We start from the raw sequence: 20803 nt of genomic DNA on the forward strand, positions 1-20803 counted from the left end.
CTTTCCTCTCCCGCCAGTTTTCCGGCCCTCTACGACGAGCCGTCGCTCGCCCCTCCATGACCCAAGACGAATTGAAGACCCTGGTCGGCCAGGCCGCATTGCAGTACGTGACGCCGGACACGGTGGTGGGCGTGGGCACCGGCTCGACGGTGGACAAGTTCATCGATGCGCTGGCCGCCAGCGGCGTGCGCATCGCCGGCGCGGTGTCCAGCTCGGTGCGCAGCACCGAGCGCATGAAGGCGCTGGCCATTCCGGTGCTGGACGCGTCGGAGGTTGAGTCGCTGCAGGTCTACATCGACGGCGCCGACGAGATCGACCGCCAGGGCCACATGATCAAGGGCGGCGGCGCGGCGCTGACGCGCGAGAAGATCGTGGCCGACCTGGCCCAGACCTTCGTCTGCATCGCCGATGAGAGCAAGCTGGTCGACGTGCTGGGCGCGTTCCCGCTGCCGGTCGAGGTGATCCCGATGGCCGCCGCGCAGATCGCGCGCCGCTTCCGCGCGATGGGCGCCGAGCCGGTGCTGCGCCAGGACTGCGTGACCGACAACAGCTGCCGCATCCTGGACGTCAAGGGCCTGCGGATCACCGATCCCGCCGCCTTCGAGGCCGAAGTCAGCCAATGGCCCGGCGTGGTCACCGTCGGTGTCTTCGCCCGCAACAAGGCGGGCGTGTGCCTGCTGGGCACGGCGCAGGGCGTGAAGACCTTGACCTTCTGATCGACGCCTGACCCGCCAGCCTCCCGGAGCCAGGGAGCCGGCGGCGACGCGGTCGACCTCAGCGCAGGCGGAACACCGAGATCGCGCCGGCCAGCCGCTGCGACTGCTCCTTGAGGCTCTCGGCCGCGGCGGCCGACTCCTCCACCAGCGCCGCGTTCTGCTGTGTCATCTGGTCCAGCTGGCCGATGGCCGCGTTGACCTGCTGGATGCCGTCGCTCTGCTCGCGCGAGGCGGCGCTGATCTCGCCGATGATGTCGGCCACGCGCTGCACGCTGGCGACGATCTCGGTCATCGCGCCGCCGGCGTCCTCGACCAGGCGCGAGCCCGATTCCACGCGCTCGACGCTGGCGCCGATCAGCGTCTTGATCTCCTTGGCGGCCTCGGCGCTGCGCTGCGCGAGCAAGCGCACCTCGCTGGCGACCACCGCGAAGCCGCGGCCCTGCTCACCGGCACGGGCGGCTTCCACGGCCGCGTTCAGGGCCAGGATGTTGGTCTGGAAGGCGATGCCGTCGATGGTGCCGATGATGTCGGCGATGCGGCGCGAGCTCTCGCTGATCTCGCCCATGGTCGCCACCACCTGGCCCATCACCGAGCCGCCGCGCTGCGCGGTCTCCGCGGCCGAGCTCGACAGCTGGTTGGCCGTCATCGCCGAATCCGCGGTCTGGCGCACGGTGCCGGTCAGCTGCGTCATCGAGGCCGCGACCTCCTGCAGGTTGGAGGCGGTCTGCTCGGTGCGCGCGCTCAGGTCGTGGTTGCCGGTGGCGATCTCGGCGCTGGCGGTGCCGATGCTCTCGGCGGAGCCGCGCACGTCGCCGATCAGCTTGAGCAGCTGCGCCTGCATGCCGCCCAGCGAGCCCAGCAGCTTGCCGGTCTCGTCACGGCCGCCGGCCGGCACCGGCCGGGTCAGGTTGAAGTGGGCGATGGCGTCGGCGACCTCGGCCGCGCCCTGCAGCGGGCGGGTGATGGAGCGCGTCAGTGCGACCGCGAACCAGGCGCCCAGGCCCAGCGCGACCAGCGAGAACACCAGCAGCGCCGTGCGCGCGCGGCGGTTGGTCGCGTCGAGCTGCAGGGCGGCCTCGTCCAGCAGGCTGCGCTTGTGCTGCACGATGGCCTGGATCGCTTCCTGGAACCGGCCCGCGGCGGGCTGGAAGTCGCGGTCGAAGATCTCGCGCGCCTTCTCGGCGTCTCCACTCTTCTTGCTGGCGGCCACCGCGTCGCGCGAACTCAGGTAGCCCTTGCGGGCCTCGCTGAGCGTGTCGAACATCCGGCGCTCGTCCGGCGTGACCATGTAGCCGTCGAGCCGCTTCTGCAGCTCGCCCGACTGCCGGGTCGACTCGGCCGAGGTCGCGGCGAAGAACTGGGCGAGGCTGGGGTCGGCGCTGACGGCGATCGCGCTGGTGCGGTTCACGCCGTTGGTGATGTTGCGGTACCAGTCGGAGGCGACGCGCTCGGCGGCCAGGTCCTGGTTGAGCATCACGTCGGTCTCGGCGGCCACGCGGCCCAGTGCCAGGTAGCTCAGGCCCGAGCCGACGAAGGCGATCAGCAGTACCAGGCCCAGCACCACGCCGAGCCGCTGGCCGATCGATCGGCCGGCGACGAGATGAATCATGGATGTCCCCCAAAGATGGCTATGCGTTGATGGACCCGCGCCCTGGCGGGCGCGGGACGCCTTTGACGGCGTTTCCGCTCCATATCGACGCCGGCGCCCGGAACTTGAATGACGGCGGGGACGCGGCCCGGCGAATGGGCCTGCGGTGCGTCATCCGTCACGCCCGGGCGCGGGCTGCCGCCCCGTCCGATCCGAGCCACCGCGCGGTCGTTCCCGCTTGATCCTCCGCAAGAGGGATCTCACTCCCCCGTCGGCTCCCCCAAGGTTGGCAAGTCGACGGCCGCGTCCGGTGGCAGAGTCGTCGCCTGGGACGAGCAGGACTCGTCATCGAAGCTGGAGAAGGCAATGCAAGGAATCGACAGTGGGCTGCGAGGCGATCGCAGCGGTGGCGGGACGGTGGAGCTGGCGATCCAGGTCCAGGCCTTGAAGACGCGGATGGACACGGTGCTGCCTACGCTGGCGACACGGGAACAACTGGCGCAGGAGGTCGGGGCGCTGCGCAGCGAGATGAAGCATGAGATCGGCGCCCTGCGCAGCGAGATGAAGCAGGAGATCGGTGACCTGCGCAGCGAGGTGAAGCAGGAGATCGGCGCGCTTCGCAGCGAGTTGAAGCACGAGGTGGGCACGCTGCGCGCCGAGATCAAGGACTCGATCGGCGGACTGCGCGCGGAAATGCACCAGACAGTGGCGAGTGCCATCAAGTGGGGGTTGGGCATCGGGCTGAGCGCGATCACCGCGGCGGCGGCCTTCGTGACCGTCATGTCGCCGCACTTTTCGTCCTTCTCGCGGGGCCGCGAGGCCGTGGCCGCCGTGGCGGCGGAGCCGGCCGAGTTGCCGACCCGGCCGTGACGCCGTGACCCCTCGACCCGGTCGAGTTGCCGACGCGACCGTGACCAGACGCCAACCCGGCGGTGACCCGCTTCAACCGCTGTTTCAGCCGCTGCTTCTGCGCTGCTTCGCGCCGAAGCGCGCGGGGTCGACGGCCTCGGCCAGACTGGCCTCCATCGGCCACGGCGCGCCGGTGAGCTGCGCGGCGATGAGCTCCGCGCACAGCGTCGCCGAGGTGATGCCGCGCGAGCCCAGCGCGCCCAGCACCATCAGCCCGCGATGCCGCGGCCAGAAGCGCACCTGCTCGGCGCGCTGCACGGGCGCTTGCGCCGGCACGGCGCCGACGATCGGCAGCCGGTCCGGCACCAGGCTGCGCCACCCCACGCGGCCCGCAAGGGGCGGCGGATCGTCATCGCGCGCGTCGATGGCGGGCGAGGGTGGTGTCGGCGCGTCGCTCAAGGCACCGGGCAGCAACTCGGCCAGGCGCGCCAGGTTCTGCGCCTGATCCGCGGCGCGAAGCTGGGGCTCGGGGTCGTTGGCATCGGCGCTGGCGCCGAAGCACATCGTGCCGTCGGGCAGGCTCAAGGCGTAGCCGAGCCCGGCCACCGGCAGGGCAAGCGCGCATGGCGAGCGATCCGCCGGCAGGGTGCTCAACTGCCCGCGCTGCGCGATCCAGGGCCACGCCGGGCCGGCCGACCACTCCGCCATCAGCGCGGCATTGGCGGTGCCGCCGCAGAGCACGACCGCGTCGGCGGTCGCCAGCGTCGCCCCATCCGCCCCCAGCGCGATCCAGCGATCGCTGACGTCGTCGCGCCGCAGGCCCGCCACGACGGCGCTCAGGCGCAGCGAGAAACCGGGACGGCCCGCCGCCTCCGCGAGCCAGGCCGCCGCGAGCGCCGGCGGGGACACCGCGCCACCGCCCGGAAAGTGCCAGGCGGGCCGGCCCAGGGGAAGCTTGGCCAGAGCGGCGGCGGCGTCGGCGTCGAGCGCCTGGATGTATGCCTCCGGCAGGCCGCTGCGCACGAGCAGCTCGCGCATCTCGTCGAGCGCCTGCGGCGCGCGCTGGACCCGCAGCAGTCCCCATTGCAGCCAGGGCAGGGCGGGGGTGATCCGGCGCAGTTCGCGCTCGGTGGCCAGGGCCGCGGCCCGGTTGAAGCGCGCGTGTACCCCATCGTCGGCGTGGATCGTCCCGTGGAAGAGCCCGCCCGGATTGCCGGAGGCCTGGCCGGCCGGCGTGGGACCGGCCTCGAGCACCGTCACCCGCAGGCCCTCCCGCGTCAGCACCCGGGCGCAGGCCGCGCCCGCCAGGCCAGCGCCGACGATCACCACGTCGCGCGGCGCAGGATGCGGCGCGGCGCGGCCGGGTGGCTCCGGCGCGCGGTGGCGCGGCGCGAAGCTCGCGACGGTCGTCGCCCATTTGCCGCCGGTGCCGGGCCGCTTCTCCACCTGGAAACCCGCGGCCATGAGTCCGTCGCGCACCGGCCGCGCCACGCTCCAGGTCGCGGCCGTGGCGTCGGGCGCGGCCAGCCGGCCGGTCTGGCGCAGCACGGCGTCGTCCCACAACTCGGGGTTCTTCGCCGGCGCGAAGCCGTCCAGGAAAAACGCGTCGACCGACGCCACCAGCTCCGGCATCCATTCGCGCGCGTCGCCCAGCGCCAGCATCAGCCGCACCCGGCCGTCCTCGAAGTCGAGCACGTGCAGGTTGGGCGTGAGCGGCGGCCAGGCCTCGATCAGCTGCGCGGCCAGCTCGGGCGCCGGCGAAGCGGCATGGGCGCGCGCCAGGTCCTCGCGGGTCAGCGGGTGCTTCTCCAGGCTGAGGAAGACCAGGCGCTCGCAGCGCGAGGGATCGTCACGCCATGCGGCCCAGGTCGCCAGGAAGTTATTGCCCAGGCCGAAGCCGGTCTCCAGCACGACGAAGCGCGTGCGGCCGGCCCAGCGGCCGGGCAGGCCGTTGCCGGCCAGGAAGACCTGCCGCGCCTGCTCGAAGGCGCCGAAGGGGGCGTGGTAGAGGTCGCCGAACTCCGGCGCATGGGGCACGGCGCCGGAGAAGTCGACGCGGGCGGGGACGATGGGCGCGGTCTTCATGGGGAGTGGCCGCGAGTATGCCCAAGCCGGGCGGGGCGCAGCCGCCGGTGACGGCGGAAAGGAAAACGGCGCCGATGATGGCGCCGTGGTCTGCCGGCTGAAGGCCGATCAGGAGGTCGACTTCGGGCGCGTCAGTGCCGCGCCGGCCGGGCGGTTGCCCTGGCTGCCATGACGGCTGCCCTGGCCCTGGCCTTGACCGTGGCGCTGGCCGCCGGCGTTCTGGCCCGATGAGGCGCGCTGGCCTTGTCCCTGGCCACCCTGGCCGCCTTGGCCGTGACCCTGGCGCTGCTGGCCCTGGCCGCTGCCCGAGCCGCCGCTGCGCTGGCCGCCTTGCGCGCCCTGGGCCGGACGTCCGCCCTGGCCCCCGCCCTGCGGACGACCCTGGCCTTGCGGGCGACCGCCATTGCCACCGCCGCCACGACGGCCACCGCCGCCGCCGGCCGGACGCGGCGACCCCGAGGACTTGCCCACGCCGCCGTTGAGGACCATGCGGCCCATCACGATCGGTTCGGCCTTGGCGTTCGGGTCCGGCTCGAAGCCGGGCACCACCTCGCGCGGGATCTCGCGCTTGATCAGCTTCTGGATGTCGCGCAGGAAACCTTCCTCGTCGACGCACACCAGCGACAGCGCCTCGCCCTGCGCGCCCGCGCGGCCGGTGCGGCCGATGCGGTGCACGTAGTCCTCGGCGACGTTGGGCAGCTCGTAGTTGATGACGTGGGGCAGCTGGTCGATGTCGATGCCGCGCGCGGCGATGTCGGTCGCCACCAGCACCTTCAGGTCGCCGCTCTTGAACTCCGACAGCGCCTTGGTGCGGGCGCCCTGGCTCTTGTTGCCGTGGATGGCCATCGCGGTGATGCCCTGCTTGTCCAGGAACTCGGCCAGGCGGTTGGCGCCATGCTTCATCCGCGTGAACACCAGAACCTGATGCCAGTCGTGCTTGGTGATGAGGTGGGCCAGCAGTTCCTTCTTCTTGTCGCGGTCGACCGGATGGATGCGCTGGGCGATCGTGTCGGCCGTCGCGTTGCGGCGCGCGACTTCGATCAGGCCCGGGTTGTCCAGCAGGCGGTCGGCCAGCGCCTTGATCTCGTCGCTGAAGGTCGCCGAAAACAGCAGGCTCTGCTTCTTGGCCGGCAGCAGCGCCAGCACCTTCTTGATGTCGTGGATGAAGCCCATGTCCAGCATGCGGTCGGCTTCGTCCAGCACCAGGATCTCGACCTTGGACAGGTCCAGCGTGCCTTGCTGCGCGTGGTCCAGCAGGCGGCCCGGCGTCGCCACCAGGATGTCCACGCCCTTGCGCAGCTTGTCGATCTGTGGCTGCATGCCGACGCCGCCGAACATCACCATGCTGGTCAGCGGCAGGTACTTGCCGTAGGTGCGCACGCTTTCCTCGACCTGCGCGGCCAGTTCGCGCGTCGGCGTCAGCACCAGGGCGCGGATGGCGATGCGGCCCTTGGCGTCGCGCACCGGCTTGCCGGCGGACAGGCGCTCGAGCACGGGGAGGGTGAAGCCGGCGGTCTTGCCGGTGCCGGTCTGGGCGCCGGCCATCAGGTCGCCGCCGGTCAGGACGGCGGGAATCGCCTGGCTCTGGATGGGGGTGGGGGTCGAGTAGCCGGCATCGGCGATCGCGCGGAGCAGGGGCTGGGAGAGCCCCAGTGCGTCAAAACTCATAAGCTGCTTTGTTCGTGCCCGGACGGGCTTTGTGTGCAGCACGCCGGCCGGTGAGGCCTGGCGCCAGTCTTCGGCTGCCGTGGGAGAGCGTGAGCTCAGAAATGAAAACCGCGGCAAGACTGAGCCGCGGTGATGGGCGGGATTGTAGCCGAGGGGTGTCCCTCCACCGGGGGAAGGGTCCCGCCCGAAGTGGGAAGGATGCAAGTTCCGCACGGGTTGCTCACGGGATCGACACGGGCCGCGGACAGCTTCGCGCAAGCTCGGTGACAGCCGTCGCTCAGCCGCGCATGTCGGCGCCCGCAGTCGTGTTTCGGCGCGGTAAACCGCGGGTAAAAAGGGCCGCGAGGCCCGTGCTGATCGGCCTTCGGACGGGGTTGCGGCGGCATAGTCTTGCGCCAGTGTTTCCACTTGTCCCCTTGTCCATGAGCGCCTTGTTTCCCGATCCCGCCGCCGGCACCCACTTGCTGCTGCTGGACCCCGACCCGCATGCGCGCCTGCGATTCGCCGGCCTGATGCGGGCCTGGGGCTTTCGCGTCACCGACAGCAGCGAGCCGGCCCTGCTGGACCGCGTGCCGCTGCTGCCGGTGGACCTGGCCCTGATCGATCCGAGCGACGCGCGGGAGGCCGGCTGGGGCGCGCTGACGCGCTTGAGGCAGCGCTCGCGGTTGCCGGTGATCGTGCTGCTGCAGCAGGACAGCACGCTGGAGCGGGTGCTGGCGCTGGAGCGCGGCGCGGATGCGGTGCTGGCCAAGGACGGCGAGCCGCGCGAGTTGCAGGCGCGCATCAAGGCCTTGCTCCGGCCGCGTGAAGGGGATGCGGCGGAGGTGCTGATGTTCGGACGATTCAGGCTCGAGCCGATGACCCGCCGCCTGACCGGGCCGGGGGGCTTCTGCGTGGTGCTGTCGCAGAGCGAATACAAGCTGCTGCGCGCGTTCCTGGAGCGACCGCACAGCGTGCTGCAGCGGCAGGAACTGCTGCATCTGGCGCGCGGCGACGGCGTTACCGCGCTGGAGCGCAGCGTGGACCTGATGGTCTCGCGGCTGCGGCAGAAGCTGCACGACGACCCCAGTTCGCCCTTGATCCGCACCGTGCGGGGGATCGGGTATCTGTTCGATCCGCCGTTGAGGTGAGGATCTCTTACACCCTCTCCCGCGAAGTGGGAGAGGGAGGGGTGAGGGCCAGCGGCGGCGGAAGTGCCAAAGTTTTCCGTTCGCCCGAGGGACCGACGGTCACTTCCCAGCAACCGACGCCCAGCGCAGCTCGAACCAGTTGTCCGGGCGATGGACCACCGTCACGTTGGCGCGTGTCGCCCAAGGAATCATCTGGCGGTGCAGCGGGATCAGGTGCACCTGCGACCGGAACTCCCGCAGCGCGGCCTTGATCAGCTCCTCGCGCTTCTTCGGATCGGCTTCCTCGCTGGACTGCGCGGCCAGCTGGTCGAACTTGTCGTCCGTCCAGTTGCCGAAGTTGTACTGCCCCACCGACTTCTCGCCGCGGTTGCGCATCAGCGGCGTCATCGCGACTTCGGCATCGGTGATGCTGCCGCCCCAGCCATACATGTAGAGGCTGGTGTCCAGCTTCTCCAGCTTGGGGAACATCAGCACGCGCGGCTGCGCATTGACCTTGACCTTCACCTTGAGCTGCGACCACATCGAGGCCAGCGCCAGGCAGATGCGCTCGTCGTTGATGTAGCGGTTGTTGGTGCAGTCGAGCGTGACCTCGAAGCCGTTGGCATAGCCGGCGTCGGCCATCAGCTTGCGCGCCGCCGCCAGGTCGTAGGGCAGCCGGGTCTCGAGCTGCGGGTCGTTGAACGCCCCCAGCGGCGAGGGCGTCAGCCCGCCCGTGGGCAGGCTCAGGCCGTTCATCAGCTTGGTGCGCAGCGTCTGGATGTCCACCGCCTGGTAGAGCGCCTGGCGCACCCGCAGGTCCTTGAACGGGTTCTTGTCGCCCGGCACCTTCCCGTACAACAGCTTGTCGCGCGCCTGATCCATGCCGATGAAGACGATGCGGTTCTCCGGGCCTTCCTGGACCTTCACCTGCGGCGTCTGCTTGAGCTTGGGGATGTCGCGCGGTGAGGGATCCAGCACGAAGTCGATCTCGCCCGAGACCAGCGCCGCCAGCCGCGTCGCATCGTTGGCGATCGGCGTGTAGACGGCGTCCTGCACGTTGCCGTCGAACTGGCCCCACCAGGCCGGATTGCGCTTGAAGGTGGTGCGGATGCCAGGCTCGCGCGCCGTCATCTGGTAGGGGCCGGTGCCGTTCGCATGCGTCGCGGCGTAGGTCTCCTGCTTGTCCTTGAAGTTCTGCGGCTTGACGACGTTGTGCTGCTCGCACCAGCGCTTGCTCATGATGAACAGCGTGTCCAGGTGCTGCAGGAAGATGGGGTTGACCTTGTCGAGTTGGAATTCGACGGTGAAGTCGTCGATCTTGCGCGGCGTGCCCACCGCCTGCGCGTAGACGCTGATCTGCGAGTACGGGTCCTTCGCCCGGTTGATCGAGAACACGACGTCGTCGGCGGTGAACGGCGAGCCGTCGTGGAACTTCACGCCCTGGCGCAGCTTGAGCCGCCACAGCGTCGGCTTGAGCTGGGTCCACTCGGTGGCAAGGCCCGGCACCAGGTTGAGCTGGCGGTCGCGCGAGACCAGCCGCTCGTAGACCTGGCCGTTCATCGCGTTGGTGACGATCTCGTTCTGCGAATGCGGATCGGCCGTCTGCATGTCGCCCTGGCTGGCCCAGCGCAGCGTCTGGGCCTGCGCGCCGCCGGCGATCAGGGCCAGCGCCAGCGGCAGCGCGCCCAGCGCGGCGCGGGCGGCCCGGGCGCTGGCGGCGCGCGGCGCGCGCGGAGGGACGGAGATGGAACGGAACGGCATGGTGGTCATCTCGGTGTGAACGGGAGGGCGGTCGAGTTTAGGGGCATGGGCGGAAGCTGCGACAATGCCGGCCTATTGCCCGGGCGAGCCACCACCGCCCATGCACGCCCCGGCCCCTGGATCGCCCCGCGATCCCCGGCGCCCGAGGGGCCCCAGGTCAACCCACGAAACGCTGAACAACCATCGCCATGGCTCAATACGTCTTTTCGATGAACCGCGTCAACAAGACGGTTCCCCCGAAACGCCACATCCTCAAGGACATCTCGCTGTCCTTCTTCCCGGGCGCCAAGATCGGCGTGCTGGGCCTGAACGGCTCGGGCAAGTCCACGCTGCTGAAGATCATGGCCGGCGTCGACAAGGAGATCGAGGGCGAGGCGATCCCGATGCCCGGCATCAAGATCGGCTACCTGGAGCAGGAGCCCAAGCTCAACCCCGACCAGACCGTGCGTGAAGCGGTCGAGGAAGGTATCGGCGGCGTGCTGGCCGCCAAGAAGCGCCTGGATGAGGTCTACGCCGCCTATGCCGAGCCGGACGCCGACTTCGACGCACTGGCGGCCGAGCAGGGCGAGCTGGAGGCCATCATCGCCGCCGCCGGTTCCGAGAACACCGACCTGCAGCTCGAACTGGCCGCCGACGCGCTGAACCTCCCGCCCTGGGACGCCAACATCGGCGTGCTGTCCGGCGGCGAGAAGCGCCGCGTCGCGCTGTGCCGCCTGCTGCTGTCCAAGCCCGACATGCTGCTGCTGGACGAACCGACCAACCACCTGGACGCCGAATCGGTCGAGTGGCTGGAGCAGTTCCTGCAGCGCTTCCCCGGCACCGTGGTGGCCATCACCCACGATCGCTACTTCCTGGACAACGCCGCCGAGTGGATCCTGGAACTGGACCGCGGCCACGGCATCCCCTGGAAGGGCAACTACTCCGACTGGCTGGATCAGAAGGAACGCCGCCTGGAGCAGGAGCAGAAGTCCGAGGACGCCCGCGCCAAGGCGATGAAGGAAGAACTGAAGTGGGTGCGCTCGAACGCCAAGGGCCGCCAGGCCAAGAGCAAGGCGCGCCTGGCCCGCTTCGAGGAACTGAGCGACGTCGAATACCAGAAGCGCAACGAGACCAACGAAATCTTCATCCCGGTCGCCGAGCGCCTGGGCAATGAGGTGATCGAGTTCGAAGGCGTGACCAAGTCCTTCGGCGACCGCGTGCTGATCGACAACCTGTCGTTCAAGGTCCCGCCGGGCGCGATCGTCGGCATCATCGGCCCCAACGGCGCCGGCAAGTCGACGCTGTTCCGCATGATCCAGGGCGTCGAGCAGCCGGATTCGGGCACGGTCAAGATCGGCAAGACGGCCAAGCTGGCCTTCGTCGACCAGAGCCGCCAGAGCCTGGACGCCAACAAGACGGTGTGGGAAGACGTCTCGGGCGGCCTGGACAACATCGTCGTGGGCAAGTTCGTGATGCCGTCGCGCGCCTACATCGGCCGCTTCAACTTCAAGGGCAACGACCAGCAGAAGATGGTCGGCCAGCTCTCCGGCGGTGAGCGCGGCCGCCTGCATCTGGCCAAGACCCTGGCCCAGGGCGGCAACGTGCTGATGCTGGACGAACCGTCCAACGACCTGGACGTCGAAACCCTGCGCGCGCTGGAGGAGGCGCTGCTGGAGTTCGGCGGCTCGGCGATGGTGATCTCGCACGATCGCTGGTTCCTGGACCGCATCTGCACCCACATCCTGGCCTGCGAGGGCGACTCGCAGTGGTTCTTCTTCGACGGCAACTTCCACGAGTACGAAGCCGACAAGAAGAAGCGTCTGGGCGAGGAAGGCGCGCGTCCCAAGCGCGTGCGTTTCAAGCCGATCACCTGATCGATCTGGCATCCCATCCCCCGATCCGCGCCCTCTGGCACGGATCGCGCCAGGCGCCCGCGAGGCCTCGATTTCAAGAGGCGTCGCGGGCGTTTTTCATTGGGGGCGATTCATTTCACGAATCTTTACGGCGCACCCATGGGCGATTGACGCGCGCCGCCGACCATCTCCTCACCCCCAAACGAATTGGAGATTCCGAGATGGTCAAACGCATTACCCGACCCCTCACGATGCTGGCGCTGGCCGCGAGCCTGGGCCTGGGCGCGCTGGCGGCGCAGGCCCAACCCGCCCCGGGCGACACGCCGCCTCCGCCGCATGCGATGCATCGCGGCCACGACTTCGGTGGCTTCGCGATGCAGGGGCGCCTGCTGAAGGAAGCCGGGGTCACCGACGCCCAGCGCGCCCAGCTCAAGCAGATCTTCGAAGCCGCCCACAACGACCTGAAGGGCCAGCGCGAGACCGGCCGGCAACTGCACGAGCGCATGGAAGCGCTGTTCACCGCGCCGACCGTCGACGCCAACGCGGTCGAGCAACTGCGCCAGCAGATCGCCGCGCAGCACGAGGTCGCCTCCAAGCGCCTCACGCTGGCGATGATCGACGCGTCGCGGGTGCTCACGCCTGAGCAGCGCGCCAAGATCGCCGAGCTCAAGAAGCAGCAGCGCGAGAAGATGAAGCAGCGCATGAAGGATCGCGGCCAGCATCGCAAGGACCGCCAGGGTGCGAATCCGGACAACCCGGTGCCGCAGCCTTTCACCGAACGCTGAACGCGAGAGGCCGGCTATGCTTCAGTCTTTCGATGAGTCCGCGGCGCGCGGCCTGGCCGATCCGGCCCGGTCGGTGGCCGCCTCGCAACGCCCGATGAATCCACGACTGCTCCTGATCGACGACGACGCCCGGCTCACCGCGATGCTGGGCGACTACCTCAGCAGCGCCGGCTTCGATGTGAGCTTCGCCGGCTCGCTGGCGCAAGGTCGCTCGGAGCTGGAGGCCGGCCAGTTCGAGCTGCTGGTGCTGGACCTGATGCTGCCCGACGGCGATGGCCTCGAGTTCTGCCGCCAGCTGCGCGGCGACAAGCGCTGGCGCCGCCTGCCGGTGCTGATGCTGTCGGCCCGCGGCGAGCCGATGGACCGCATCCTGGGCCTGGAGCTTGGTGCCGACGACTACCTGCCCAAGCCTTTCGAGCCCCGCGAGCTGCAGGCCCGGGTGAAGGCGCTGCTGCGCCGCACCGAGCCGCAGGCGATGGGGGACGAGGTGCTGCGCTTCGGGCGGCTGGAGATCGACCTCGCGGCGCGCCAGGTGCGCCTGGACGGCAACGCCTGCGACCTGACCAGCCACCAGTTCGACCTGCTGGTCGTGCTGGCCCAGAGTCCGGGGCGCGTGCTGTCGCGCGACCAGATCATGGATGCGCTCAAGGGCCATCCGCTGGAAGCCTTCGACCGCTCGATCGACGTGCACATCTCCCGCATCCGCTCGGTGATCGAGGACGACCCCAAGAACCCGAGACGGGTGCTGACGGTGCGCGGCGCCGGCTACGTGTTCGCACGCAAGCAGGACGCCGAAGGCCTCGAGTAAGTGAAGGCGCTGTACCTCCGCATCTACGTCACCGTCGTGGTGGTGTTGCTGGCCTTCGCGCTGGGCTCGGCCTGGCTGTTCCAGGGCCGCATCGAGCAGGAGCGCGGCACCTTCGAGCAGGCAGCCTCCGAGCGGCTGGTGGCGCTTGCGGTGCTGGTGCAGCGCGCCTTGCCGCCGTCGACCGCCTCCGTCGACGAACAGGCCGATGCCGTCGAGGACTGGGGCCAGCGCCTGCGCATGGCCCTGGCGCTGGAGGATGCGCGCGGGCGCCGCATCGGCGCCTCGCCGATGTTCGAGCGGCGCGAGGACCTGCCCGGCTCCCGGGTGCAACGCGTGCCGCTGGATGACGGCCGTCACCTGCTGTTCCTGCGCCTGGCGCGGCCGCCCGGCGCGTCCGGCCCGATGGGGCAGGACAAGCTCGAGGCCGAGGCGCGCGCCGCGAGCGGACCCCGCCGCGTCTTCCGCGAGCGTCGCGATCCCTTCGTCGACGGTCCGCCGCCCGAGCTGCGCGATCCCGGGCGCCGGGAAGGCCGGACCGAAATGGACCAGATGCGCCAGCGCATGCTGGACCGGCTCGAGCAGCAGCGCCGCGAGGAAAACGCGGCCTCCTGGGTGCCGGGCTGGGTGCCGCGCCCGAGCGGCGAGGCGCTGGCGGTGTTGCTCGCGGTGCTGTTCTTGGCGGTGGCCGGCGGCGCGTACCCGGTCGTGCGCCGGCTCACGCGGCGGCTCGAATCGCTGAAGTCGGGCGTCGAGCAGTTCGGCTCCGGGGACCTGAGCTTCCGCGTGCAGGACAACGGCAAGGACGAAGTCGCGGCGCTGGCCACCAGCTTCAACCGGGCGGCCGAGCAGATCGAGACGCTGCTGCGGTCCCACAAGAGCCTGCTGGCCAACGCCAGCCACGAGCTGCGCTCGCCGCTGGCGCGGCTGAAGATGGCGTTCTCGATGCTGGACGACGCCTCGCCGGCGCAGCGGGCGCGGCTCGGCCACGAGATCAACACCAACATCGCCGAACTGGATGCGCTGGTCGAGGAAGTGCTGCTCGCCAGCCGCCTGGAGGGCGGCGCGCAGTCGCTGCGGCTCGAGCCGGTGGACCTGCTCGCGATCGCCGCCGAATCGGCCGCGCAGGGCGGCGCCGAGCTGGAGGTCGAGGAGGGCCTGGGCCAGTTGACGCTCCGCGGTGACGATCGCCTGTTGCGTCGCGCGCTGCGCAACCTGCTGGAGAACGCGCGTCGCTATGGCGGCCCGGTGGTCGAGCTGAAGGTGCGTCGCGCCGGCCAGGACCGCATCGAGCTGCAGGTCTGCGACCGCGGCCCGGGTGTGCCCGAGCCGATGCGCGAGCGGATCTTCGAGGCCTTCTTCCGCCTGCCTGGCCATGCCGAGGTGTCCGGCGGCGTGGGCCTGGGGCTGAACCTCGTCAAGCAGATCGCCACCGCCCACCAGGGCACGGTGCGCTGCGACGCCCGGGAGGGCGGCGGCAGCTGCTTCGTGATCACGCTGCCGCTGAACTGAGCGCTCGTGGGGGCTCGTCGCAGGATCTCAGACGATCCACGCAGCCCGCTCCGGGAAGTTCAAGCCTCTCTGACTTCCCGCCGATGCACGAGTGCCAGCAGCAGGCCCAATCCCAGCGCGGCCGCCGCCAACCCGACCGACGCCGCGCTCCAGAACCCACGCGCGCCCTGCATGACGGCCGGCAGTTCGACCTCATGCTCCCCGAAGGCGAGCCAGTAGCCCCCGCCCAGTCCGAGTCCCCAGATCGCGAACGCATAGATCAGCATCGGCGCGGTCGCGATGTGATGCGCGCGCAGCACGAAGGCCGCGACCGTCTGTCCGGCGTCCGACACGTGGAACAGCCACAGCCAGCCCAGCAGCGGCAGCGCCGCGGCGACGATGGCTGCGTCGCTGGTGTAGAGCCCGAGCACCTGCTCCCGCAGCGCGAAGATCACACCGCCCAGCACGAAGGCGATGACCAGCGCGATCTCCAACCCATGCCAGCCGAGCCGCCGCGCGGCCGCGTAGTCGCGGGCCCCCAGCGCCTGGGCCACCAGCGTGCTGCAGGCGTTGGCCTGCGCCAGCGGCAGCATGAACATCATCGCGACCAGGTTCGCGCAGAGCTGATGGCCGGCCACCGGCGTCGTGCCCAACCGCGCGATGAAAATCGCCATGAAGGTGAAGCCGGTGACCTCGATCAGCACCGAGGCGCCCATCGGCACACCGAGCTTGACCAGGCGGACCAGCGTCGCCCGGCGCGGCCGGTGCAGCCCCGTCCCGGCGAACCCGAACGGCGCATAGAACGGATCGCGCTTGAGTACGGCCAGTGCGATCAGCAGCTGGCTCCACATCACGATCGCCGTCGCAATCGCGCAGCCCACCGCCCCTAGCGGCGGCACCTGCAGCGGTCCGACCGAGAAGCCGGCGATCAGCAGCGCGCTGGCCGGGAATTTCAGCAGCAGCCCGCCGATCTGCAGCGCCATCACCGCCTTGGGCCGCGACACCGCCGTGTTGAAGCCGCGATACGCCGTGAACAGCAGCGCGGCCGGCAGCGCGATGCCCAGCATGCGCAGGTAGTCCCGCACCTTGACGGCGATCTCGGGGCTCACCTGCGAAATCGCCAGGAAGGGCTGCGGGAACCAGAGGATCAACTCGCCCACGACCGTCAGCGCGAGCGCCAGCCAGGCGGCCTGATGCAGGCTGTCGCCGGCCTCGGTCATGCGCCTGGCGCCGAACAGCTGCCCCGCCACCGGCGAGATCGCCAGCACCACGCCCATCAGCCCGACGAACACCGAGGTGTAGACCGCCGAGCCCACCGCCAGCGCCGCCAGGTCGATCGCCGAATGCCGCGCCACCAGCAGGGTGTCGATGGTGGAGTAGGCGAGCACCGCCAGCTGGCCGATGAACACGGGCCAGGCCAGCGGCAGGATCTGGCGCAGGCTCTGCAGCCGTCCATCCAGGGCTGCCCGTGCGCCGGCGTTCGCGGCGTGGTCGGCGTCCGCGGTGTCGGTCAAACGGACTCCCCGCTGGCCGTGTCCCGCTCCGGCGCGCCCGGCTCGAGCGGCGTCGCGTCGCCGCGCCGCTCGATGGCCCGCTCCGCATAGCGGTTGAAGCGCCAGGCCGTGCCCTCGAGCGTGATCCGCCGCCAGGTCGCGCGCTTCTCGCCCGGCGTGAACACCGGCCAGTTCTGGACCTCGTCGAAGCTGCGGCCGCAGCCCTTGCAGAGTTCGTCGCCCTGGCTGGTCGAGCAGATCGCGATGCAGGGTGCGTCCGGCGTCGTGTCGTACCAGCGCATCCAGGCGCCGAGCGCCGGGGCGGGCATCGAGTCCTCGTCGCACTCGGTTTCGTGGTGGAAGACCATCAGCGCGTAGACCTCGGCCAGGGCGCGCAGCTCGGGGCCCAGCGACACGCCGTCGCCCGGCGCGCGCTGGCGCCACCAGTTGATGGCGGATTCGATGTCGGTGATGTGGATGCCAGCCATCTCAGCCATCTCAATAGTCGATGCCCATCGCGCCGCGCACCTCGCGCAGCGTCTTGCGCGCCACTGCACGGGCACGTTCCGTGCCGACCTCGACGATCCAGTGCACCTTCTTCGGGTCGGCCAGCAGCTCGTCGGCGCGCTCGCGCCACGGGGCCTGCTCGTCGTGGATCGCCTCGATCAGCGGCTGCTTGCAGTCCAGGCAGCCGATGCCCGCGCTGCGGCAGCCGGACTCCACCCAGGCGCGGGTGTCGCTGTCGGCATAGACCTTGTGCAAGGCCCAGACCGGGCAGCGCTCGGGCTCGCCCGGATCGCCGCGGCGCACCCGCTGCGGGTCGGTCTGCATCGTGCGCACCTTCTCGGCGACGACCTCCGGTGCATCGCGCATCGCGATCGCGTTGCCGTGGGTCTTGCTCATCTTGCGGCCGTCCAGGCCGGGCAGGCGCGAGGTCTCGGTCAGCAGCGCCTGGGGCTCGGGGAACAGCGGCGCCGCCTGCTGGCGATAGAGATGGTTGAAGCGCCGCGCGACCTCGCGCGTCACCTCGACGTGCGGCGCCTGGTCCTCGCCGACCGGCACGAAGGCCGCCTTGTAGATCAGGATGTCCGCCGCCTGCAGCAGCGGATAACCGAGGAAGCCATAGGTGGCCAGCTCGCGGTTCTCCGCCACCAGGTCCTTGTAGCTGGGCATGCGCTCGAGCCAGCTCGACGGGGTGCTCATCGCCAGCAGCGTGAACAGCTCGGCGTGCTCCGGCATGCGGCTCTGGATGAACAGCGTCGCCTGGGCCGGGTCGATGCCGGCGGCCAGCCAGTCCACGACCATGTCGTAGACGCTTTGCTCCAGGCCTTCCCGGTGCTGGTAATGGGTGGTCAGCGCATGCCAGTCGGCGACGAAGAAGAAACAGTCGTAGGCCGCCTGCAGCCGCACCCAGTTCTTCAGGGCGCCGTGGTAATGGCCGAGGTGCAGCGCGCCGGTGGGGCGCATGCCGGAGAGCACGCGCTGGCGCGGGAGGGGAGGCGGATGGTCGGTCATGGCGGCGGGCTGGGCGGTGGCCGCGGCGCGGGACGGTCGCACCGCGAGGCGGGGCGGGCGGCCGTCCGGGCGAGCGGCGGGAGGGCGATTGTAGGGAGGCGCGGCCCGCGCGACGGCCGGTCATGCCCATGCCCTTGGCTACACTGCCGGCCCATGAAGCACATCGTGATCCTGATCTCCGGCCGCGGCTCCAACATGGAGGCCATCGTGCAGGCCTGCGCCGGCGGCGGATGGCCGGCGCGCATCGCCGCGGTGATCAGCAACCGGCCGGACGCCGCCGGGCTGGCGTTCGCGCAGGCGCATGGCGTGCCCACTGCGGTCGTCGACCACAAGGCCTTCGGCAAGGGCGACGCCGCGCGCGTCGCGTTCGACGCCGAGCTGCAGCGCGTCATCGACGGCTTCAGCCCCGACCTGGTCGTGCTGGCCGGCTTCATGCGCATCCTGACGCCGGGCTTCACCGCCCACTACGCGGGGCGCATGCTCAACATCCATCCCTCGCTGCTGCCGGCCTTCCCGGGCCTGCACACGCACCAGCGCGCCATCGAGGCCGGCTGCCGCGTGGCCGGCGCGACGGTCCACTTCGTGACCGCGGAGCTGGACCACGGGCCGATCGTCGCGCAGGCGGTGGTGCCGGTGCTGGACGCTGACGACGAGGCGGCGCTGGCGGCTCGGGTGCTGCGGCTGGAGCACCGCATGTACCCGAGCGCGGTGCGCTGGTTCGTCGAGGGCCAACTGGCCGTCGAGGGCGCCCGCGTGCGCCACGCCGGCGGCGAGTCGCAGATGTTCAGCTGACGCCGGGCCGGCCGGGCGTTCAGCCCAGCATGCCGGCCAGGAAGTTGATCGTCAGCGCCAGCACGACGGTGTTGAACACGAAGGCCTGCACCGCCTGCACCAGCACGAGCCGCCGGATCGGCCGCGAACTCACGACGACGTCCGAGGTCTGCGAGGTCGCCGCCACTGTCGCGGCGAAGTAGAGGAAGTCGATGTAGTCGGGCGCCTCTTCGTCGCCGGGGAACTCCAGCCCGTGCGGCGCCTTGGGCCCGCAATGGAACAGCGAAGCGTAGGCCAGCCCGAACTCGACCGGCAGCAGCAGCCAGGAGCCGGTCAGCGTCGCCGACGCCACCAGCAGGTGCGGCCAGGCTTTCAGCAGGCCCGCTTCCTTGACCTGGGCGAGCTCCAGCGCGATCGCCGCCATGCTCGCGGCACCGCCGAGGATGGCCAGCGCCAGCACCGTCGGCACGCTGTCGGCGACGGCGCGGGCCTGCTCCTCGACGTCTTCGGCGTCGGTGTGGAACATCCGCCAGCCGATCAGCAGCAGGTAGGTCCAGACGCCGGCGCTCCAGCCCAGCAGCAGGCGGGTGTGCCAGGCCAGTTCCATCGGCCAGGAGGCCGCCAGCAGCGCGCCCGTCGCCGCGCCGATCAGCAGGCGCGGGCGGCGCTGAATCTGGTGCAGCAGCGGCATGGCGGGCGAGGGCCTCAGTCGCCGATCCGGGCGAAGCGGGGCACGGCGCGGCCGCCCACCTCGACGCTGCCGAAGAACATCGCGTGGGGGCGGACCCAGAGGCCCGAGTCGCCGTAGAGCGGCCGGTAGAGCACCAGCGGCTCCAGCGTCTCGCTGTGGCGCACGACGCCGTGGACTTCGTACTCGCCGCCCTTGTAATGGCGGTAGCGCCCGGGGGGCGCCTCGGGCAGCGGGGCGAGCGGGTCGCCGGCGCCATGGCTGGAGGGGAGCGCGGTGGGTGCGGCGCTGGGGTGGGGGGAGGGCGGGGCGTCGCTCATGCGGGAAGGCTCGGGGATAATCCGGCGATGCATCCTAATGCCCTTCTTGAACTCTGCGCCGAACTGGTGGACAGCCTGCTGCTGTTCGACAAGCCGGCCGACGCCCTGGTCTCCGACTTCTTCCGCGCCAACAAGGCCCTCGGCCAGCGCGAGCGCCACACCATCGCCGAAACCGCCTACGCCGTGCTGCGCCAGCGCCCGCTGCTGCAGCACCTGGCCCAGTCTGGCCGCGGTCCGATGGCGCGGCGCCTGGCGATCCTCGCCTGGGCCGGCAACGAAGCGTTCCTGCGCGGCGCGCTCAAGGACGAGGAGCAGCAGTGGCTCAAGCAGGTGGGGTCCATCGACCGCGCCAAGCTGCCCGAGAAGCTGCGTCACAACCTGCCCGACTGGCTGGTCGAGCCGCTGAAGGCGCGCCTGGGCGACGAGCAGTTCTGGCAGCTGGCCGACGCCGTCAACACCGCCGCGCCGCTGGACCTGCGCGTGAACCTGCTCAAGGCCAAGCGCGAGGAGGTGCAGGCGGCGCTGAAGGAGAAGGGCTTCAATTCGACGCCGACGCCGTATTCGCCCTGGGGCCTGCGCCTGGACGGCAAGCCCGCGCTGCAGAAGCTGGACGTCTTCACCAGCGGCCAGGTCGAGGTCCAGGACGAGGGCAGCCAGTTGCTGTCGCTGCTGACCGAGGCCAAGCGGGGCGAGATGGTGGTCGACTTCTGCGCCGGCGCCGGCGGCAAGACACTCGCGCTGGGCGCCGCGATGCGCAACACCGGCCGGCTGTATGCGTTCGACGTGTCCGGGCACCGGCTGGACAAGCTCAAGCCGCGGCTGGCGCGCAGCGGGCTGTCCAACGTCTATCCAGTCCAGATCAGCAATGAGCGCGACGACCGGATCAAGCGCCTGGCCGGCAAGATCGACCGGGTGCTGGTCGACGCGCCGTGTTCGGGCCTGGGGACCTTGCGCCGCAATCCCGACCTGAAGTGGCGCCAGTCGCCCGACAGCGTCAAGGAACTGCATGACAAGCAGGTGGCGATCCTGAACAGCGCCGCCCGCCTGCTGAAGCCGGGCGGCCGACTGGTCTATGCGACCTGTTCGCTGCTGGATGCCGAGAACGAGGCGGTCGCGCAGGTCTTCTCCGAAGCCCATCCCGATTTCACGCTGCAGCCGGCCCAGGAGGTTCTGGCCCATGCGCAGGTCGACGCCGAGCAGGCCACGGCGCTGTCCGACAACGGTTACCTGCGCCTGTGGCCGCACCGCCATCACAGCGACGGATTCTTTGCGGCCGTCTGGGAACGCAAGAAGTAAGGCGGGCGGGCCGATTGTGATGCCGTAATTC

18 protein-coding genes are annotated in these 20803 nt (G+C 70.5%); 9 read left to right on the forward strand and 9 right to left on the reverse strand.

The window, feature by feature from the left end:
- The first annotated feature begins 56 nt into the window (after positions 1-56).
- A complete protein-coding gene (rpiA, locus tag FHT38_RS07800; RefSeq protein ID WP_183491094.1) occupies positions 57-716 on the forward strand; it encodes a ribose-5-phosphate isomerase RpiA in 660 nt (219 codons plus the stop codon).
- Between the two features lie 58 nt (positions 717-774).
- Here rpiA and FHT38_RS07805 read toward each other — a convergent pair whose 3' ends face one another.
- Positions 775-2325: a methyl-accepting chemotaxis protein gene (locus tag FHT38_RS07805; protein WP_183491096.1), complete on the reverse strand. Its 1551-nt coding sequence runs from the start codon at positions 2323-2325 to the stop codon at positions 775-777.
- A gap of 345 nt (positions 2326-2670) precedes the next feature.
- On the opposite strand from FHT38_RS07805, the gene FHT38_RS07810 reads away from it, so the two are divergent.
- Complete coding sequence (locus tag FHT38_RS07810; RefSeq protein ID WP_183479006.1) at positions 2671-3174, forward strand: coiled-coil domain-containing protein; 504 nt, start codon at positions 2671-2673, stop codon at positions 3172-3174.
- 84 nt (positions 3175-3258) lie between these two features.
- Here the strand turns inward: FHT38_RS07810 and mnmC are convergent, their stop codons facing one another.
- Together mnmC and FHT38_RS07820 are read right to left on the reverse strand one after the other, a co-directional pair.
- Positions 3259-5238, reverse strand: coding sequence for an FAD-dependent 5-carboxymethylaminomethyl-2-thiouridine(34) oxidoreductase MnmC (gene mnmC / locus FHT38_RS07815; RefSeq protein ID WP_183491098.1), 1980 nt, complete (start codon positions 5236-5238; stop codon positions 3259-3261).
- Positions 5239-5346: 108 nt separating this feature from the next.
- Positions 5347-6906 (reverse strand): DEAD/DEAH box helicase, encoded by a 1560-nt coding sequence (locus tag FHT38_RS07820; RefSeq protein WP_183491100.1) that lies wholly within the window; start codon positions 6904-6906, stop codon positions 5347-5349.
- Between the two features lie 422 nt (positions 6907-7328).
- Here FHT38_RS07820 and FHT38_RS07825 point away from each other — a divergent pair, with 422 nt between their 5' ends.
- Positions 7329-8036, forward strand: a complete 708-nt coding sequence (locus FHT38_RS07825) for a winged helix-turn-helix domain-containing protein (protein WP_175538220.1) — start codon at positions 7329-7331, stop codon at positions 8034-8036.
- Positions 8037-8135: 99 nt separating this feature from the next.
- Here FHT38_RS07825 and FHT38_RS07830 read toward each other — a convergent pair whose 3' ends face one another.
- Positions 8136-9776 (reverse strand): ABC transporter substrate-binding protein, encoded by a 1641-nt coding sequence (locus tag FHT38_RS07830; RefSeq protein WP_183491102.1) that lies wholly within the window; start codon positions 9774-9776, stop codon positions 8136-8138.
- Between the two features lie 188 nt (positions 9777-9964).
- Between FHT38_RS07830 and ettA the strand changes: the two genes are divergently transcribed.
- The 4 genes from ettA to FHT38_RS07850 all read left to right on the forward strand — a co-directional run bounded on the left by ettA (position 9965) and on the right by FHT38_RS07850 (position 14710).
- Positions 9965-11629 (forward strand): energy-dependent translational throttle protein EttA, encoded by a 1665-nt coding sequence (ettA, locus tag FHT38_RS07835; protein WP_091724236.1) that lies wholly within the window; start codon positions 9965-9967, stop codon positions 11627-11629.
- A 200-nt stretch (positions 11630-11829) separates the two neighbouring features.
- Positions 11830-12393 (forward strand): Spy/CpxP family protein refolding chaperone, encoded by a 564-nt coding sequence (locus FHT38_RS07840; protein WP_091724237.1) that lies wholly within the window; start codon positions 11830-11832, stop codon positions 12391-12393.
- 94 nt (positions 12394-12487) lie between these two features.
- Positions 12488-13201 (forward strand): response regulator, encoded by a 714-nt coding sequence (locus tag FHT38_RS07845; protein WP_091725180.1) that lies wholly within the window; start codon positions 12488-12490, stop codon positions 13199-13201.
- Positions 13202-14710, forward strand: coding sequence for an ATP-binding protein (locus FHT38_RS07850; protein ID WP_310737359.1), 1509 nt, complete (start codon positions 13202-13204; stop codon positions 14708-14710).
- Between the two features lie 59 nt (positions 14711-14769).
- Here FHT38_RS07850 and FHT38_RS07855 read toward each other — a convergent pair whose 3' ends face one another.
- The 3 genes from FHT38_RS07855 to trpS are packed head-to-tail and all read right to left on the reverse strand — an operon-like array spanning position 14770 to position 17697.
- Entirely contained in the window at positions 14770-16203 is a 1434-nt protein-coding gene (locus FHT38_RS07855) for an MATE family efflux transporter (protein ID WP_255488627.1), read from the reverse strand.
- Complete coding sequence (locus tag FHT38_RS07860) at positions 16200-16670, reverse strand: DUF3717 domain-containing protein (protein ID WP_183492420.1); 471 nt, start codon at positions 16668-16670, stop codon at positions 16200-16202. The genes FHT38_RS07855 and FHT38_RS07860 overlap by 4 nt, the downstream gene beginning before the upstream one ends.
- Positions 16671-16680: 10 nt before the next feature.
- Complete coding sequence (trpS, locus tag FHT38_RS07865) at positions 16681-17697, reverse strand: tryptophan--tRNA ligase (protein ID WP_091724238.1); 1017 nt, start codon at positions 17695-17697, stop codon at positions 16681-16683.
- Positions 17698-17850: 153 nt separating this feature from the next.
- On the opposite strand from trpS, the gene purN reads away from it, so the two are divergent.
- Positions 17851-18489, forward strand: coding sequence for a phosphoribosylglycinamide formyltransferase (gene purN / locus FHT38_RS07870; RefSeq protein ID WP_183491104.1), 639 nt, complete (start codon positions 17851-17853; stop codon positions 18487-18489).
- A 19-nt stretch (positions 18490-18508) separates the two neighbouring features.
- Here purN and FHT38_RS07875 read toward each other — a convergent pair whose 3' ends face one another.
- Together FHT38_RS07875 and FHT38_RS07880 are read right to left on the reverse strand one after the other, a co-directional pair.
- Positions 18509-19159, reverse strand: coding sequence for a DUF1345 domain-containing protein (locus FHT38_RS07875; protein WP_183479018.1), 651 nt, complete (start codon positions 19157-19159; stop codon positions 18509-18511).
- Between the two features lie 14 nt (positions 19160-19173).
- Positions 19174-19476, reverse strand: coding sequence for a DUF1653 domain-containing protein (locus tag FHT38_RS07880; RefSeq protein ID WP_183491105.1), 303 nt, complete (start codon positions 19474-19476; stop codon positions 19174-19176).
- Between the two features lie 27 nt (positions 19477-19503).
- On the opposite strand from FHT38_RS07880, the gene FHT38_RS07885 reads away from it, so the two are divergent.
- Entirely contained in the window at positions 19504-20772 is a 1269-nt protein-coding gene (locus tag FHT38_RS07885; RefSeq protein WP_183491108.1) for an RsmB/NOP family class I SAM-dependent RNA methyltransferase, read from the forward strand.
- Positions 20773-20803 lie beyond the last annotated feature (31 nt).

Origin of the sequence: Mitsuaria sp. BK041 (assembly GCF_014193085.1) — a bacterium.
Classification (GTDB): Bacteria; Pseudomonadota; Gammaproteobacteria; order Burkholderiales; family Burkholderiaceae_C; genus Roseateles.

Coding starts and splice junctions, on each gene's coding strand:
- rpiA (WP_183491094.1), top strand. CDS start 57: ATGACCCAAGACGAATTGAAGACCCTGGTCGGCCAGGCCGCATTGCAG.
- FHT38_RS07805 (WP_183491096.1), bottom strand. CDS start 2,325: ATGATTCATCTCGTCGCCGGCCGATCGATCGGCCAGCGGCTCGGCGTG.
- FHT38_RS07810 (WP_183479006.1), top strand. CDS start 2,671: ATGCAAGGAATCGACAGTGGGCTGCGAGGCGATCGCAGCGGTGGCGGG.
- mnmC (WP_183491098.1), bottom strand. CDS start 5,238: ATGAAGACCGCGCCCATCGTCCCCGCCCGCGTCGACTTCTCCGGCGCC.
- FHT38_RS07820 (WP_183491100.1), bottom strand. CDS start 6,906: ATGAGTTTTGACGCACTGGGGCTCTCCCAGCCCCTGCTCCGCGCGATC.
- FHT38_RS07825 (WP_175538220.1), top strand. CDS start 7,329: ATGAGCGCCTTGTTTCCCGATCCCGCCGCCGGCACCCACTTGCTGCTG.
- FHT38_RS07830 (WP_183491102.1), bottom strand. CDS start 9,776: ATGCCGTTCCGTTCCATCTCCGTCCCTCCGCGCGCGCCGCGCGCCGCC.
- ettA (WP_091724236.1), top strand. CDS start 9,965: ATGGCTCAATACGTCTTTTCGATGAACCGCGTCAACAAGACGGTTCCC.
- FHT38_RS07840 (WP_091724237.1), top strand. CDS start 11,830: ATGGTCAAACGCATTACCCGACCCCTCACGATGCTGGCGCTGGCCGCG.
- FHT38_RS07845 (WP_091725180.1), top strand. CDS start 12,488: ATGAATCCACGACTGCTCCTGATCGACGACGACGCCCGGCTCACCGCG.
- FHT38_RS07860 (WP_183492420.1), bottom strand. CDS start 16,670: ATGGCTGGCATCCACATCACCGACATCGAATCCGCCATCAACTGGTGG.
- trpS (WP_091724238.1), bottom strand. CDS start 17,697: ATGACCGACCATCCGCCTCCCCTCCCGCGCCAGCGCGTGCTCTCCGGC.
- purN (WP_183491104.1), top strand. CDS start 17,851: ATGAAGCACATCGTGATCCTGATCTCCGGCCGCGGCTCCAACATGGAG.
- FHT38_RS07875 (WP_183479018.1), bottom strand. CDS start 19,159: ATGCCGCTGCTGCACCAGATTCAGCGCCGCCCGCGCCTGCTGATCGGC.
- FHT38_RS07880 (WP_183491105.1), bottom strand. CDS start 19,476: ATGAGCGACGCCCCGCCCTCCCCCCACCCCAGCGCCGCACCCACCGCG.
- FHT38_RS07885 (WP_183491108.1), top strand. CDS start 19,504: ATGCATCCTAATGCCCTTCTTGAACTCTGCGCCGAACTGGTGGACAGC.